Genomic DNA, 15,174 nt, shown 5'->3' on the forward strand with positions numbered 1-15,174 from the left:
GCGATTTCAACCAACCTTGATCAAACCCCAGCGCAGGCACCAGGAATTCAGCTTTTTTACAACGGTCATGCGTCACCTGTTTGTTTTTATCTGTGACGAAATCGAACCCGACACGCTCGTGACGCGACGGAGTGAACAAGACGGATAGCCTTGAGGTATGCGCGATTACGCAGAGGGTCACAGGTAAAACGCGGCGCATTGTACACCGCTAACCCCCTGCTGCCAGACCCCGCTGGATCAGCGTGTCGGTTGCCGGGATTGCGTGTGTCCACCCCGGGCGACCCGGGCGGCTGCAAAAATTGAGTCAGGCCTTTGCAGGCCATCGGCGTGGACGATGGAAAATCCGTCCCACGTAGAGAAGTGAAATTGGATATCGGCGTTCATTGCGCCTCCTTCTTGTTATGCACCTGCACGACAGGCATGGGGCGCATCTCACCCTCCAAACGGCGCTGAAACAAGCGCACCAGAGCGCTGCGCAAGGCCCGGCGGACGGGACTCCGGCAGATTTTCCTTACAGCACGCCAGAGGCAAGCGATCCACGGGACTTCAGAGGATTTTCCGTAAACATTCACTGACAGTGCGTAACGAAAAATTTCCACCTCAGACGGATAGAAGGCAGGCACGTGATTGACATTAGCTGGCTAACTATCTGAAGAACGTCAGTTTTTTTGTTTTAAAACAAGAAAAAACACATCCCAAAAAAGAAACAAAAATCCAAAAAAAAAAACGCCAACCCTGAGGTTGGCGCTTCTGTTTTTCAGCTTGAAGCTTGCCGCTCGAAGCTTACAACTGCGTTATTCCGGCTTCTTGCGACCGAAACCCGGACGCTGGCCGGAACCGGCCGGTGCGCCACGGCGCTTGCCCGACGGCTTGTCGTCGTCCGCCAGCTTGATGCCTGGACGCTTCGGCGCCGGTTTGGCCGGACGCCTGGCCTCGGCTGGACGATCCGCCACTGGCGTACCGCGACCGGCCGGTGCACGACCTTCACCACGCTCGGTGCGCCCACGCGGAGCGCGCTCGCCATCCGGACGCGCCGCGGGCTTGCGACCCGGACGCTCGCCTTCGATCTGCGGCTCACGCACGGTACGCGGGCCGGCCGCCGCCGGTGCGCCGTTGGCCGGACGCAAGGTACGCACGCGCTCGGTGCGAGGCATCGGCCGCGACGATTTACGCTGCATGCGGTCGAGCTTGTCTTTGCTCTTGGCATTCAGTTGCGGCATGGCCACCGGGGTCAGGCCGACTTCGGCGCTCAGCACGTCGACTTCGTACTGGCTCATTTCGCGCCAGCGGCCCATCGGCAGGTCGGAGTTGAGGAACACCGGACCGAAACGCACGCGCTTCAGACGGCTGACCACCAGGCCCTGGGATTCCCACAGACGACGCACTTCACGGTTGCGACCTTCCATCACCACACAGTGATACCAGTGGTTGAAGCCTTCGCCGCCCGGTGCCTGTTGAATATCGGTGAAGCGCGCCGGACCGTCTTCCAGCACGACGCCGGCCTTCAGACGCTCGATCATCTCGTCATCGACTTCGCCGCGAACACGGACTGCGTACTCGCGGTCCATCTCGTAGGACGGGTGCATCAGGCGGTTGGCCAGCTCACCGTCGGTGGTGAACATCAGCAGACCGGTGGTGTTGATGTCGAGACGGCCGATGTTGATCCAGCGCCCTTCTTTCGGACGCGGCAACTTGTCGAACACGGTCGGACGACCTTCCGGGTCGTCACGGGTGCAGATCTCGCCGTCCGGCTTGTTGTACATGATCACGCGGCGGACCGACTCGGCAGCCTCTTCGCGCTTGATGACCTTGCCATCGATGGTAATGGCATCGTGCATGTCGACGCGCAGGCCAAGGGTGGCGTCTGTGCCATTGACCTTGATCCGGCCCTGGCTGATCCACGCTTCCACGTCACGGCGCGAGCCGACGCCGATACGGGCGAGGACTTTCTGCAGTTTTTCGCCTGCTGGGCCGATTTGCTGGTCGTCTTTCTGGTTGTCACTCATCTGGGCACCTCCCGGTGTGGTCTGTTCAGCGGCTCTGGATTGGGCCTGCCGAAGCATTGAAATCTGGGTTTTCGGGCGAAGGGATCGCCGAAGGGTCGCGAATCATACGCGGATGTGGCCGCGTGCGCATCAGAGACTAGTCGATCAAACCAAGGTTATTTCTTTTTCCGCCGACCGGTGGCGCCGAGCTTGATCAGGCGCAGCGCAGCTTCGGCCAACACCGTGCGCTTGTCGTCCTTGTCGAGTTTCTTCCAGGCCCTGATCTCGCGCTTGCTGCGGCCGCAGCCCAGACAGATGTCATCGCTGAACTTGCAGAGGCTGATGCACGGGTCTTTGGTCGAGCTCATGCTCAATCTTCGAACTCGCGGCGTTCGGCTTCGATGGCTTCGGCCAGTGCCCGGGCTTCGGCTTCTTCTTCGCTCAGTGCTGGCTCAGGTTCTGGTGCGGGTTGTTCGAGGCGAGCAACGGCGGCCAGCAGTTTTTCCCGGGCTTCGGCCACGCCGAGCACATCGTCTTCCAGTTCAGGTTCGGACTCAAATTCAGGCTCGAATTCAGGCTCAAAGTCAGATTCTGGCTCCCCCTCAACCGGCGGTTCGACCGGATCGGACTCACCCCCTGTCGGCATCGATTCGCCGCCCACCCCGTCACGCAGCAAGTCGTCGAAGTCGGTCTTGATCCCCTCCTCCATGCTGTCCAGCTCCAGCAACAGCGTGTGGAAACTGGTTTCCTCTTTCTGCTCTTCCGGCTCGGCACTGGCATCGGCCAGCTCCTGCAGGCCAGGCGGCACTGGAGCATCGTCGAAGTCGAGCACCGGATCCGGCTCGATCTCGCGCAGTTCGGCCAGTGGCGGCAACTCGTCAAGGCTCTTGAGGTTGAAGTGATCGAGAAACGCCTTGGTGGTGGCGAACATCGCCGGTTTGCCCGGCACGTCGCGATAGCCGACGATGCGGATCCACTCGCGCTCCATCAGCGTCTTGACGATGTTGGTGTTGACCGCCACGCCCCGCACATCTTCGATCTCGCCACGGGTAATCGGCTGGCGATAGGCAATCAGCGCCATGGTTTCCAACAGGGCCCGGGAATAACGCTGCGGGCGCTCTTCCCACAGTCGGCCAACCCATGGCGCGAACTTCTCGCGGATCTGCAGGCGATAGCCGGAGGCGACCTCCTTAAGCTCGAACGCCCGCCCCTCGCAGGACTTTTCCAGCAGGGCCAGGGCTTTCTTGAAGACCGGCGGCTCCGGCCGTTCGCCTTCCTCGAACAACTCGTACAGACGTTCAAGGGTTTGCGGCTTTCCCGAGGCCAACAGAAAGGCTTCAAGCAGGGGCGCCAGCTCGCGGGGTTCACTCAGGTTCATGTTCGGACTCGTTATTCGACTCGGGCTCGCACGTGGATCGCGGCGAACGGCTCATTCTGCACCAGCTCGACCAGGGATTCCTTGACCAGTTCAAGGATCGCCATGAAGGTCACTACCACCCCGAGCCGGCCTTCCTCGGCGGTGAACAGCTCGACGAACGGCACAAAGCCGCCGCCCTTGAGACGCTCCAGCACGTCGCTCATGCGTTCGCGGGTGGACAGCGCCTCGCGGCTGACCTGATGGCTTTCGAACATGTCGCCACGGCGCAGCACTTCTGCCATGGACATCAGGATTTCTTCCAGCGCCACGTCCGGCAGCAACTTGCGCACCGTGGCCTGCGGCGCGTCGAGTTTTGGAACGATCACGTCGCGACCGACCCGGCTCAGGCCATCGATGCCTTCGGCCGCAGCCTTGAAACGCTCGTATTCCTGCAGACGGCGGATCAGCTCGGCGCGCGGGTCTTCCTCTTCATCCTCGACGGTTTCGGCCCGGGGCAGCAGCATCCGCGACTTGATCTCGGCCAGCATCGCGGCCATCACCAGGTATTCGGCGGCGAGCTCCAGGCGCACCGACTGCATCAACTCGACATAACCCATGTACTGACGAGTGATTTCCGCCACCGGGATGTCGAGGATATTGATGTTCTGTTTGCGGATCAGGTACAGCAGCAGGTCGAGCGGGCCTTCGAAGGCTTCGAGGAAGACTTCCAGGGCGTCCGGCGGGATGTACAGGTCCAGCGGCATTTCCGTGACGGCCTGGCCATAGACCATGGCAAACGGCAGTTCCTGCTGGGCACCGGCCTGGGGATCAACGGTTTCCACTGCGGACATTCAGGCCTCGACCATGAACGGAGCCGGATCGCCGCAACCGACGCGGACCACTTCCGGATCGTCGCCGGTCAGGTCGATTACGGTGGAGGCCTTGATGCCGCCGAAACCGCCGTCGATGATCAGGTCCACCTGATGCTCCAGCAACTGGCGCATTTCGTACGGATCACTCAGCGGGTCTTCATCGCCGGGCATGATCAGGGTCACGCTCATCAGCGGCTCGCCCAGTTCGGCAAGCAATGCCAAGGCAATCGGATGGCTCGGCACGCGTAGGCCGATGGTGCGCTTCTTCGGATGCAGCAACAGCCGCGGCACTTCACGGGTAGCGTTGAGAATGAAGGTGTAAGGCCCCGGCAAGTGGGCTTTCAGGATTCGAAAGGTCCCGGTGTCGATCTTGGCGTAATTGCCCAACTGCGACAGATCGCTGCAGATCAGCGCGAAGTTGTGCTTTTCGTCGAGCTGACGCAGGCGTCGAACGCGCTCGATGCCGTTCTTGTCGCCGATCTGGCAGCCGATCGCGTAGGAAGAGTCCGTGGGATAGACCACCACCCCACCCTTGCGGATGATCTCGACCGCCTGTTTGATCAGGCGCGCTTGCGGGTTTTCCGGATGAATCTGGAAAAATTGACTCACATTCTCTACCTGTTCAGACGGCGGCAATAACTGTGTCATGTTTGAACCGACACCACAGGGGTGAAAGGTCCTCCGGCACCGGCCGGTACTGGCCGATCTCGGACCAGCCACCAGGGCCATGGAAATCACTGCCGGCGCTGACCAGCAGACCGAACTCACGGGCAAGAATCGCAAGGCTGCCCACCTGTTCCGCAGGCTGGTGACCGTTGACCACTTCGATCGCCTGCCCGCCCGCTTGAATATAGTCTGCAATCAGCTTTCGGCGCTTGCTGCGGGTGAAATCGTAGTGCCACGGATGCGCCAGGCTGACCCAGGCGCCGGCGGCGCGCAGCGTGCCGACGGTGTCTTCGAGGGTCGGCCAGTGTTGCTTGACGTCCCCCAGCTTGCCGGCGCCGAGCCATTTGCGGAACGCTTCGGCGCGATCCTTGACGAAACCTTTACGCACCATCCAGTCGGCGAAATGCGGACGGGCCGGTGCGTTGCCGCTGTCGCCCAGTTCCTGCTGGATCTGCCGCGCGCCGTCGAGCGCGCCGGGCATGCCCTTGAGGGCGAGCTTGCGGCTTATTTCTTCAGACCGCAGCCAGCGGCCATCGTGCAGACTGGCGATCGCCTCGACCAACGGCGCGGCGTTGACGTCGAAACCGTAGCCCAGCACATGAATGGTCGCGCCGCCCCAGGTGCAGGACAGTTCGACGCCGTTGACCAGTTGCATGCCCAGCGCTTCGGCGGCCGTGCGCGCTTCGGCGAGGCCTTCGAGGGTGTCATGGTCGGTCAGGGCCAGGACTCGCACGCCATTTTCGAACGCACGCGCAACCAGTGCCGCAGGCGCCAGGGCGCCATCGGAGGCCGTGCTGTGGCAGTGCAAATCAACATTCACGGGGATGTGTAACCTCAAATCAGCCGGCGCTATCGCGCGCCCATATGTTTGTTATTATGCCGCCACATCCAGCTTCTGGCTCTCACTGTGAAACAATTCATCGATTTCATCCCGCTTCTGCTGTTTTTCATCGTCTACAAACTCGATCCACGCACCGTCGACGTTGCCGGCAATGAGTTGACCGTAGGCGGCATCTACAGCGCCACCGCCGTGCTGATCATCAGCTCCCTGGTGGTCTATGGCGCGCTCTTCATCAAGCAGCGCAAGCTGGAAAAGAGCCAGTGGCTGACCCTGATCGCCTGCCTCGTGTTCGGCAGTCTGACCCTGGCTTTCCACAGCGAAACCTTCCTGAAGTGGAAAGCCCCGGTGGTCAACTGGCTGTTCGCCCTGGCCTTCATCGGCAGCCATTTCATCGGTGACCGCCTGCTGATCAAGCGCATCATGGGCCACGCACTGACCCTGCCGGACGCCGTCTGGACGCGCCTGAACATCGCCTGGATCGGTTTCTTCCTGTTCTGCGGCGCCGCCAACCTGTTCGTCGCGTTCACGTTCCAGGACTACTGGGTGGACTTCAAGGTGTTCGGCAGCCTGGGCCTGACCGTGCTGTTCCTGGTCGCTCAGGGCATTTACCTGTCCCGTCACCTGCACGACGCCGATACCACAACGCCAAAAACCGAGGACTGACATGCTCTACGCCATCATTGCCACCGACGTCGCCAACTCCCTGGACGCGCGCCTCGCCGCCCGCCCGGCGCACCTTGAACGCCTGCAAGTGCTCAAGGGCGAAGGCCGCATCGTCCTGGCCGGCCCGCACCCGGCGGTCGACAGCAATGATCCGGGCGCGGCGGGTTTCACCGGCAGCCTGATCGTTGCCGAATTCGATTCCCTGAGCGCGGCACAAGCCTGGGCCGATGCCGATCCGTACATCGCCGCCGGCGTCTACGCCAACGTTGTCGTGAAGCCGTTCAAGCAAGTCCTGCCGTAGTCCTTCCCCACGCGATGAACCTTGTCGGTTCATCGCGTTCTCAATCGCTCATTATTCTCGTTTGCCGGCCGACAACCTGCCCAATATCCATTTGGTAACAGGAGTCGCGATGCGCAAGGGTCCGTTGTGTCTGATGCTGGTCACGTTGTCGATCATGGCGCCCGCCCATGGTGAGGAAAGCAGCGAAAGCGGTAATTCCACGCCGTTGTCGTTAAGCGCCGGCAGCCAGATCACCGAGTTGCAGCAGCGCCTGAAGGCCAGCGAGCAGCAGCGGGAAGCACTGAGCAAACAACTGCAGGATGCCGATAGCACCCGCGAAAGCGCCCAGCTTGCCCGGTTGCGCCAGGAGAACCAGCGTCTGAAGCTGCAACTCAAGGAAGCCCAAGCCAGCCCGCTGCCGCGCCTGCTGACCGAACAGCAGCAATGGTTCGTCACCGGCGCCGGGGTAGCGCTATTGGCCCTGCTCTGCGGTATCTTTGCCAGTGGTGCAAGTCGAAAACGTCGACAATGGCTAAATTGAGTGAGTCATGAGCGAGCTGTTACTGATTGATGATGACCAGGAGCTGTGTGAGCTTCTGAGCAGTTGGCTGAGCCAGGAAGGCTTTCAGGTCCGTGCGTGTCACGACGGCCAGAGCGCCCGCAAGGCCCTGGCCGAGTCCGCCCCCGCCGCCGTGGTGCTGGACGTGATGCTGCCCGACGGCAGCGGTCTGGAACTGCTCAAGCAACTGCGCAGCGATCACGCCGATCTGCCGGTGCTGATGCTTTCGGCCCGTGGCGAGCCGCTGGACCGTATCCTCGGCCTGGAACTCGGTGCCGACGATTACCTGGCCAAACCCTGCGACCCCCGCGAGCTCACCGCCCGCCTGCGCGCCGTGCTGCGCCGCAGTCATCCGGCCGCCGTGTCGACCCAGCTGGAGCTGGGCGATTTGAGCTTCAGTCCGGTGCGCGGTGTCGTCAGCATCGACGAGAAGGAATTCACCCTCACCGTTTCCGAAAGCCGTCTGCTCGAAGCTTTACTCAAGCAGCCGGGCGAGCCGCTGGACAAACAGGAACTGGCGCAGATCGCCCTCGGCCGCAAGCTGACCCTGTACGACCGCAGCCTGGACATGCACGTCAGCAACCTGCGCAAGAAAATCGGCCCCCACGCCGACGGCCGCCCGCGCATCGTGGCCTTGCGCAGCCGTGGCTACTACTACAGCCTCTGATCGTCCGTATGTTTTGTCAGGTCGGCGCGAAAACGTGTTTACCCAAGCTTTACACAGCGCTGACCGCCGCTGACCTTGATCTCCGTAATCTGTACTCATCCGGAACGTACCGGGAACGAGACAAAGGAGATACACCATGCGCAAGACTCTTATCGCTCTGATGTTTGCCGCTGCCCTGCCGACCGTCGCCATGGCCATGCCACCACAGGATGGCGGCCCGATGGGTGGCCCGCTGGACGGCCCGCGCCACGGCGGTCAGATGCACGGCATGCACGGCAAAGGCCCGTACAGCGAGCTGGACCTGTCCCGCGAACAGCGCGAGCAGATCCGCAAGATCATGGGCGAGCAGATGCAAGAGCGTCACCAGACGGTCGAAAAATACCTGGAGAAACTGTCGCCAGCCGACCAGAAAGCCATGAAGGACGAGATGGCGGCCAACCACAAGAAAGCCGAGTCCGATGTCCGCGCCGTGTTGAAACCGGATCAACAGAAGAAATTCGACGAGATCCAGAAGAAACAGGCTGAACGTCGCGCCGAATGGGCCGAGTTCAAAGCCTGGAAAGCGCAACAGCCGCAAAAGGCGCAATAATGTTCTGACCCGACGGTTCACGCCGTCGGGTCTTTTTTCACCCAGCCCGATGTGGGAGCGAGCCTGCTCGCGATAGCGGTGTATCAGACAAGACTGAGCTGTCTGACACTACGCTATCGCGAGCAGGCTCGCTCCCACAGGTTTTGCGCTAGTTTGAGGATTTTCTGTGCGTTCATTGTTCTGGCGTATCCTCGCCAGCTTCTGGCTGGCCATCGCTCTGGTTGCAGGGCTTTCCATTCTGCTGGGGCACATGCTCAACCAGGACGCGTGGATCCTCAGCCGCCATCCGGGCCTCAACACCCTGGCTGCCGAATGGACGCAGACCTACGAAGCCCAGGGCGAAGACGCCGCCCAGGACATCCTCGAACAGCGCAAACGCCAGTACCACATCGACGTGCAAGTGCTGAACGAAAGCGGCGACCCGGTGGTGCGCGGCACCTTCCCCCGGCGCGCGGCCGCCTTCGAGGCGCGGCAGAACAACGATGACCGACGCCTGCCCTGGCGCCGTCTGACCGACGAGTTCACCAGCGAAAAAAGCGGTGACACCTACCTGTTCATCTACCGCATCCCGCACCCGGAACTCGACGCCTGGCACCGCGAAAGCCTGCTCTGGCCGTTGAGTGCGCTGGGCATCGCGCTGGTGGTGCTGACCCTGTTCAGCCTGCTGGTGACGTTTTCCATCACTCGCCCGCTCAGTCGCCTGCGCGGTGCAGTGCATGACCTCGGCCAGACCACCTATCAACAGAACAGCCTGGCGCAACTGGCCAACCGCCGCGATGAATTCGGTGTGCTGGCCAACGACTTCAACCGCATGGGCGCACGTCTGCAAAGTCTGATCGGCAGTCAGCGCCAGTTGCTGCGCGACGTCTCCCACGAATTGCGTTCACCGCTGGCACGACTGCGCATCGCCCTGGCACTGGCCGAACGGGCCAGCCCGGAAGAGCGGGAAAAACTCTGGCCGCGCCTGACCCGTGAATGCGATCGGCTGGAAGCGTTGATCAGTGAAATTCTGGTGCTGGCACGAGTCGATGCCGACAATGCCAGCGCCGAAGCCGTGGATTTGAATGCCCTGCTGGGCACTCTGCAAAAGGATGCGCAACTGGGCTCACCCGAACAGACCGTCCGCCTGGAAGCCGACCCGGCGCTCAATCTGACAGGCTGGCCGACCATGATCGAACGCGCCGTGGACAATCTGCTGCGCAATGCCCAGCGCTTCAACCCGGTCGGGCAGCCGATTGAAATGCAGGCGTCACGTCAGGGCGAACGAATCGTGGTCAGCGTGCGGGATCATGGGCCGGGGGTGCAGGCCGAGCACTTGAGCCAGTTGGGCGAACCGTTTTATCGGGCGCCGGGGCAGACCGCTGCAGGCCATGGCCTGGGCCTGGCGATTGCCCGGCGGGCGGCGGAACGGCATGGCGGGACGCTGGTGCTGGCCAATCACCCGCAGGGCGGGTTTGTGGCCAGTCTTGAATTGCCGCTGGAACCGGGGGCGGTGGTCCAGCCCTGATTGAATCAGGCCTTTGCCGGCCAGGCGCTGACAAACTCCGCCAGATCAACCTTCTCGGCCACCCGCGGTTCTTTCTGCGGCGTACCGAGGTACAGGAAGGCAATCACTTCTTCGTCATCCGTCAGGCCCAGGCCCTTGGCTACATGTTTCGAGTAGGCCAGATCACCGGTGCGCCAAACGGCACCAATCCCCTGCGCGTAGGCCGCCAGCAGAATGCCGTGCGCCGCACAGCCTGCGGCCAGCAACTGCTCGGCCTTCGGGTATTTGACGTGATCCTGAAGTTTGGCGATGACCACGACCACCAGCGGCGCCCGCAGCGGGCCGTTGCGCGCCTTGTCGATCATCGCTTCGGTGACTTCGCCTTCCTGCATCTGCGCCGCTTCGGCCAGCAACTGACCCATCTGCTCACGCGCCGCACCTTCGACGGTCAGGAAACGATACGGCTGCAAATGGCCGTGATCCGGTGCGCGGGTCGCGGCGGCAAACAGCACTTCGCGCTGTTCGGCGGTGGGGGCCGGATCGATCAGTCGTGGAACGGAAACACGGTTGAGCAAAGCGTCGAGAGCCTGCATCGGCCACCTCCTGAAAAAAATGTCCGGCTATTCTAGCGGCAAGTGATCCGGCCGCGTCGGTTTACATGCCTTGCCCCGCAGGTAGAATGGCGCCCTTCCCACATCAGCCCGAGCGGACTTCATGGCGTTGCCGACCTTACGGATCATTGGTTTCATCATCGGCATCTTCCTCATCACCCTGGCCATCGCCATGGTCGTGCCCATGGCCACCCTGGTGATCTTCGACCACACCGGCGATCTGCCGTCGTTCCTCTGGGCGAGCATGATCACCTTCGTCGCCGGTCTGGCTCTGGTGATTCCCGGACGTCCGGAACACATTCACCTGCGGCCCCGCGACATGTACCTGCTGACCGTCACCAGTTGGCTGGTGGTGTGCATCTTCGCCGCGCTGCCGTTTCTGCTGACCCAGCACATCAGCTACACCGACTCGTTTTTCGAAAGCATGTCCGGCATCACGGCCACCGGGTCGACCGTACTCAGCGGGCTGGACACCATGTCCCCGGGCATCCTGATGTGGCGCTCGCTGCTGCACTGGCTCGGCGGCATCGGCTTTATCGGCATGGCGGTGGCGATTCTGCCGCTGCTGCGCATCGGCGGCATGCGTCTGTTCCAGACCGAATCCTCGGACCGCTCGGAAAAGGTCATGCCCCGCTCGCACATGGTGGCGCGGCTGATCGTGGCGGCGTACGTGGGCATTACCATTCTCGGCAGTCTGGCGTTCTGGTGGGCGGGGATGAGCCCGTTCGATGCGATCAACCATGCGATGTCGGCGATTTCCACCGGTGGATTCTCGACCTCCGACCAGTCCCTGGCCAAGTGGACGCAACCGGCAGTGCACTGGGTGGCCGTGGTGGTGATGATCCTCGGCAGCCTACCGTTCACCCTGTACGTGGCGACGCTGCGCGGCAACCGCCGGGCGCTGATCAAGGATCAACAGGTGCAGGGTTTGCTCGGCATGTTGCTGGTAACCTGGCTGGTGCTCGGCACCTGGTACTGGTGGACCACCAATCTGCACTGGCTGGACGCGCTGCGCCATGTCGCGCTGAACGTGACCTCGGTGGTCACCACCACCGGTTTTGCACTGGGGGATTACAGCCTGTGGGGCAACTTCTCGCTGATGCTGTTCTTCTATCTGGGCTTTGTCGGCGGCTGTTCCGGCTCGACGGCGGGCGGGATCAAGATCTTCCGTTTCCAGGTCGCCTACATCCTGCTCAAGGCCAACCTTAACCAGTTGATACACCCGCGCGCGGTGATCAAACAGAAGTACAACGGTCATCGCCTCGACGAAGAAATCGTCCGTTCGATCCTGACCTTTTCGTTCTTCTTCGCCATCACCATCTGCGTGATCGCCCTGCTGCTGTCGCTGTTGGGCGTGGACTGGATGACCGCGCTGACTGGCGCCGCCAGCACGGTGTCCGGCGTCGGCCCGGGGCTGGGTGAAACCATCGGGCCGGCGGGCAATTTCTCCACGCTGCCCGATGCCGCCAAGTGGATCCTGTCGTTCGGCATGCTGCTCGGCCGACTGGAGATCATTACGGTGTTTGTGCTGTGTATTCCGGCGTTCTGGCGTCACTGATCGCGTTCGGCGCGTCCAGCAAACGCGCCCGGTAATCGCCGGGCGTGGTGTCGAACCAGCGGCGGAAGGCGCGGAAGAAATTGCTCGGGTCGGCAAACCCCAACAGATAGGCGATTTCCAGCAGGGTCATGCTCGGCTGCGCCAAGTATTGCTCGGCGAGTTCGCGGCGGGTGTCATCCAGCAACTGCTGGAAACTGGTGCCCTCCTCCTGCAACCGCCGTTGCAAGGTGCGCTGCGACAGGTGCAGGGTCTGCGCCACCGTATCGCGCTTGGGTTCGCCCTGAGGCAACAGACGGCACAACACCTGGCGCGCCTTGTGGGTCACGCGACTTTCGGAAAACCGCGCCAGATATTCCCCGGCAAACCGGTCGTGCAGCAGCGCCATCGCCTCGTTGGCGGTGGGTAACGGCGCTTCCATGTCGGCGCGTTCGAAGATCAGCGCGTCATACGGCGCGTTGAACACCAGCGGTGCATGGAAGGCTTGTTTGTAGGGTCCAGGGTCATCGGGCTCGTCGCCCTGCACCAGCACTTTGCGCGGGTGCAGCGTGCGCCCGGTCAGCCAGCCGCACAGCGCCAGCGCGCAGGCCAGCGAGGCTTCGGCACTTTGCCGGGTCGGTGGCAGATGATCGCCATGCACCGTCAGAATCAACGCATAGCCTTCGTCGAGCAGGCGAAAACTCAGGTCAGCACTTTCGGCGATGATCCGCTGATACCGCACCAGTCGCTGAAAGCCTTCGGCCAAGGTGTTGCTGGACATCAGCGCGTAGCCCGCAACATGGAACGAGGCCGGTCGCACCACCTTGCCCATGTTCAGGCCGATGGCGGGATTCCCGGACAGCTCGACCGCCCGTTGCCAGAGTCGGGTCATGGAGTCCTGCGGGAAGCGTGCGTCCGGATCCTCCAGCGCCGCGTAGTCGAGCCCCAGCTGTCTGAACAAAACCCGGCAATCCAGGCCGTCCATTTCCAGTGCCTTGACAATCCCCATCGCCCAGCTTGCAGAAGTCGTTCGTTCGCTCATGGCGTTTTTTCTTGAATGACATGATGAGCCGCATACTACGGCCGATTTCCCAAGGATAGTAAAGTGGCGCCGATTGTCACTGGCCGACGCCAATGATCACTCTAGACTCAAATAAGCTACCCGCCGAACAACTTGCAATCAGAACAATAACCACAGAGATCGCAGTCGTGGAAACCATCAAGCATATCAACAGTTTCGCCGAGTTCTATCCGTATTACCTCAGCGAACACAGCAACAGCACCTGCCGCCGCCTGCACTTTATCGGGACGACGCTGGTGATCTTCATTCTCGCGATGACCATCGCCAAGGGCGCCTGGCTGCTGTTGCTCGCCCTGCCACTGGCCGGTTACAGCTTCGCCTGGATCGGCCATTTCTTTTTCGAGAAGAACCGCCCGGCCACCTTCCAGCATCCGCTCTACAGCCTGCTGGGGGATTTCGTCATGTACCGCGACATGATCCTGGGCCGCGTAGCGTTCTAGAAACCTTGACCAAGAGGATTGCCGATGAATGCCACTGCCCGTTTCACTCATATGAAGGACGGCACGCAGGAAGACTGGGCGATCATCGCGGCGGATTTCAGCGCCTACGCTCGCCAATTGCCGGGCCGGATCATGGCGCATCTGAAATTGCTCGAAGGTGATTTCGGCGGGTTCCCGGTGGATCGCCTGACCCACTCGCTGCAAACCGCCACCCGCGCCTTTCGCGACGGGCGCGACGAGGAATACGTGATCTGCGCCCTGCTCCACGATATTGGCGACACCCTGGGTTCCTACAATCACCCGGACATCGCCGCCGCCATCCTCAAACCGTTCGTCAGCGCCGAGAACCTGTGGATGGTGGAAAAACACGGGATTTTCCAGGGCTACTACTTCTTCCATCACCTGGGCATGGATCGGCACCTGCGCGAACAATTCAGCGACCACCCGCAGTTTCTGGCGACCGCTGAGTTTTGCGCGAAATACGACGCGGCGGCGTTCGACCCCGAGTACGACACCCTGCCGCTGAGCTTCTTCGAACCGATGATGGAACGGCTGTTCGCCCAGCCGAAAAACTCGATCTACAAAGCGGCGATGGAAGAGCACAACCCGGCCTGAGTCGATTTGAAAAACTCAGGCCAGTTCGGCAACCTTCGCCGCTTTCAGTTCGGCTTCCCGCGCCTGCGCATCCGCCAGGCGATACAGCTCGATCGTGCCGTCCCAGTGCTCGATCAGCGCCGTGCACGATTCCACCCAGTCACCGCAATTGAGGTAATCCACCTCGCCGACCTTGCGGATCTCGGCGTGGTGAATGTGCCCGCAGACCACGCCGTGCAATTCGCGCTTCACGCATTCGTGGGCGATGGCTTCTTCGAAGTCGCTGATGAAGCTCACCGCCGTCTTCACCTTGTGCTTGAGATAGGCTGACAGCGACCAGTAGCCGTAACCGTATTTCGCCCGCCAGTGATTGAGCCAGCGATTGAGGGTCAGGGTGAATTCGTAGGCCGAATCGCCGAGGAACGCCAACCAACGGTGATAACGGGTGATCACGTCGAACTGGTCGCCGTGGATCACTAACAGATGCCGGCCATCGGCTGTGACGTGCACCGCTTCGTCGACCAACTGGATGTTGCCCAGGATCAGCTTCGAATAGCGCCGCAGGAATTCGTCATGGTTGCCGGTGACGTAGATCACCTCGGTGCCGCGCTTGCTCATGGTCAGCAAGCGGCGGATCACGTTGGTGTGCGCCTGGGGCCAGTACATGCCGCCGCGCAGTTTCCAGCCGTCGATGATGTCGCCGACCAGGTAGATCTTGTCGGCGTGGTAACCCTTGAGAAACTGCGACAGATGCTCGGCCTGGCAATCCCGCGTGCCCAGGTGCACGTCGGAGATCCACAAGGTGCGAACCCTTTGTTTACGGCTGGGTCTGGCGAGCTCGGCGCTGGTCATGGGCAACCCTCTGCGATGTTTTCGCCACTGTGCGCGAGCCCGGTTAATCCACCGTGACAGGTGTGCGTCAGTCTTGTGACAAACGCGGCGCTCTCGA

General features: G+C 61.7%; 18 protein-coding genes. 9 read left to right on the forward strand and 9 right to left on the reverse strand.

What is annotated here, in order from left to right:
* Nucleotides 1-794: 794 nt before the first annotated feature.
* The 6 genes from rluB to J5M72_RS16225 form a co-directional block, all read right to left on the reverse strand.
* A complete protein-coding gene (gene rluB / locus J5M72_RS16200; protein WP_207866360.1) occupies nucleotides 795-2,006 on the reverse strand; it encodes a 23S rRNA pseudouridine(2605) synthase RluB in 1,212 nt (403 codons plus the stop codon).
* 155 nt (nucleotides 2,007-2,161) lie between these two features.
* The gene (locus tag J5M72_RS16205) at nucleotides 2,162-2,353 is read right to left on the reverse strand and encodes a DUF1289 domain-containing protein (protein ID WP_085710416.1); all 192 of its coding nucleotides are present in this window, start codon (nucleotides 2,351-2,353) and stop codon (nucleotides 2,162-2,164) included.
* Between the two features lie 2 nt (nucleotides 2,354-2,355).
* Nucleotides 2,356-3,363: an SMC-Scp complex subunit ScpB gene (scpB, locus tag J5M72_RS16210; protein WP_207866362.1), complete on the reverse strand. Its 1,008-nt coding sequence runs from the start codon at nucleotides 3,361-3,363 to the stop codon at nucleotides 2,356-2,358.
* An 11-nt stretch (nucleotides 3,364-3,374) separates the two neighbouring features.
* Nucleotides 3,375-4,073, reverse strand: a complete 699-nt coding sequence (locus tag J5M72_RS16215; protein ID WP_169432605.1) for a ScpA family protein — start codon at nucleotides 4,071-4,073, stop codon at nucleotides 3,375-3,377.
* A gap of 120 nt (nucleotides 4,074-4,193) precedes the next feature.
* Nucleotides 4,194-4,823 carry an L-threonylcarbamoyladenylate synthase gene (locus J5M72_RS16220; RefSeq protein ID WP_096822250.1) on the reverse strand — a complete coding sequence of 210 codons (630 nt, stop codon included), beginning with the start codon at nucleotides 4,821-4,823 and terminating at the stop codon, nucleotides 4,194-4,196.
* Between the two features lie 13 nt (nucleotides 4,824-4,836).
* The gene (locus J5M72_RS16225; protein WP_207866364.1) at nucleotides 4,837-5,700 is read right to left on the reverse strand and encodes a PHP domain-containing protein; all 864 of its coding nucleotides are present in this window, start codon (nucleotides 5,698-5,700) and stop codon (nucleotides 4,837-4,839) included.
* Between the two features lie 87 nt (nucleotides 5,701-5,787).
* On the opposite strand from J5M72_RS16225, the gene J5M72_RS16230 reads away from it, so the two are divergent.
* The 6 genes from J5M72_RS16230 (at nucleotide 5,788) to J5M72_RS16255 (ending at nucleotide 9,986) form a co-directional block, all read left to right on the forward strand.
* Complete coding sequence (locus J5M72_RS16230; protein WP_169429363.1) at nucleotides 5,788-6,384, forward strand: septation protein A; 597 nt, start codon at nucleotides 5,788-5,790, stop codon at nucleotides 6,382-6,384.
* A gap of 1 nt (nucleotide 6,385) precedes the next feature.
* Nucleotides 6,386-6,685 carry a YciI family protein gene (locus tag J5M72_RS16235; RefSeq protein WP_096822226.1) on the forward strand — a complete coding sequence of 100 codons (300 nt, stop codon included), beginning with the start codon at nucleotides 6,386-6,388 and terminating at the stop codon, nucleotides 6,683-6,685.
* Nucleotides 6,686-6,794: 109 nt separating this feature from the next.
* Complete coding sequence (locus J5M72_RS16240; protein WP_207866366.1) at nucleotides 6,795-7,205, forward strand: translation initiation factor 2; 411 nt, start codon at nucleotides 6,795-6,797, stop codon at nucleotides 7,203-7,205.
* 7 nt (nucleotides 7,206-7,212) lie between these two features.
* Nucleotides 7,213-7,890 (forward strand): response regulator transcription factor, encoded by a 678-nt coding sequence (locus tag J5M72_RS16245; RefSeq protein ID WP_169429360.1) that lies wholly within the window; start codon nucleotides 7,213-7,215, stop codon nucleotides 7,888-7,890.
* A gap of 136 nt (nucleotides 7,891-8,026) precedes the next feature.
* The gene (locus J5M72_RS16250; RefSeq protein ID WP_169429359.1) at nucleotides 8,027-8,479 is read left to right on the forward strand and encodes a Spy/CpxP family protein refolding chaperone; all 453 of its coding nucleotides are present in this window, start codon (nucleotides 8,027-8,029) and stop codon (nucleotides 8,477-8,479) included.
* A 166-nt stretch (nucleotides 8,480-8,645) separates the two neighbouring features.
* Nucleotides 8,646-9,986 (forward strand): HAMP domain-containing sensor histidine kinase, encoded by a 1,341-nt coding sequence (locus J5M72_RS16255; RefSeq protein ID WP_207866368.1) that lies wholly within the window; start codon nucleotides 8,646-8,648, stop codon nucleotides 9,984-9,986.
* Between the two features lie 5 nt (nucleotides 9,987-9,991).
* On the opposite strand, the gene J5M72_RS16260 is transcribed toward J5M72_RS16255, so the two are convergent.
* Nucleotides 9,992-10,558, reverse strand: a complete 567-nt coding sequence (locus tag J5M72_RS16260; RefSeq protein WP_169429357.1) for a nitroreductase family protein — start codon at nucleotides 10,556-10,558, stop codon at nucleotides 9,992-9,994.
* A gap of 121 nt (nucleotides 10,559-10,679) precedes the next feature.
* Between J5M72_RS16260 and J5M72_RS16265 the strand changes: the two genes are divergently transcribed.
* Entirely contained in the window at nucleotides 10,680-12,134 is a 1,455-nt protein-coding gene (locus J5M72_RS16265; protein WP_169429356.1) for a TrkH family potassium uptake protein, read from the forward strand.
* On the opposite strand, the gene J5M72_RS16270 is transcribed toward J5M72_RS16265, so the two are convergent.
* The gene (locus J5M72_RS16270) at nucleotides 12,091-13,152 is read right to left on the reverse strand and encodes an AraC family transcriptional regulator (protein ID WP_207866370.1); all 1,062 of its coding nucleotides are present in this window, start codon (nucleotides 13,150-13,152) and stop codon (nucleotides 12,091-12,093) included. The genes J5M72_RS16265 and J5M72_RS16270 overlap by 44 nt on opposite strands.
* 167 nt (nucleotides 13,153-13,319) lie before the next feature.
* Here J5M72_RS16270 and J5M72_RS16275 point away from each other — a divergent pair, with 167 nt between their 5' ends.
* Together J5M72_RS16275 and J5M72_RS16280 are read left to right on the forward strand one after the other, a co-directional pair.
* Entirely contained in the window at nucleotides 13,320-13,631 is a 312-nt protein-coding gene (locus J5M72_RS16275) for a DUF962 domain-containing protein (RefSeq protein ID WP_207866372.1), read from the forward strand.
* A 24-nt stretch (nucleotides 13,632-13,655) separates the two neighbouring features.
* Entirely contained in the window at nucleotides 13,656-14,246 is a 591-nt protein-coding gene (locus J5M72_RS16280) for an HD domain-containing protein (protein ID WP_207866374.1), read from the forward strand.
* A 15-nt stretch (nucleotides 14,247-14,261) separates the two neighbouring features.
* Here J5M72_RS16280 and J5M72_RS16285 read toward each other — a convergent pair whose 3' ends face one another.
* Nucleotides 14,262-15,077: a UDP-2,3-diacylglucosamine diphosphatase gene (locus J5M72_RS16285; protein WP_007958385.1), complete on the reverse strand. Its 816-nt coding sequence runs from the start codon at nucleotides 15,075-15,077 to the stop codon at nucleotides 14,262-14,264.
* Nucleotides 15,078-15,174: the final 97 nt, after the last annotated feature.

Source organism: Pseudomonas sp. 58(2021) (genome assembly GCF_017491585.1).
In the GTDB taxonomy this organism is placed as follows: domain Bacteria; phylum Pseudomonadota; class Gammaproteobacteria; order Pseudomonadales; family Pseudomonadaceae; genus Aquipseudomonas; species Aquipseudomonas fluorescens_BT.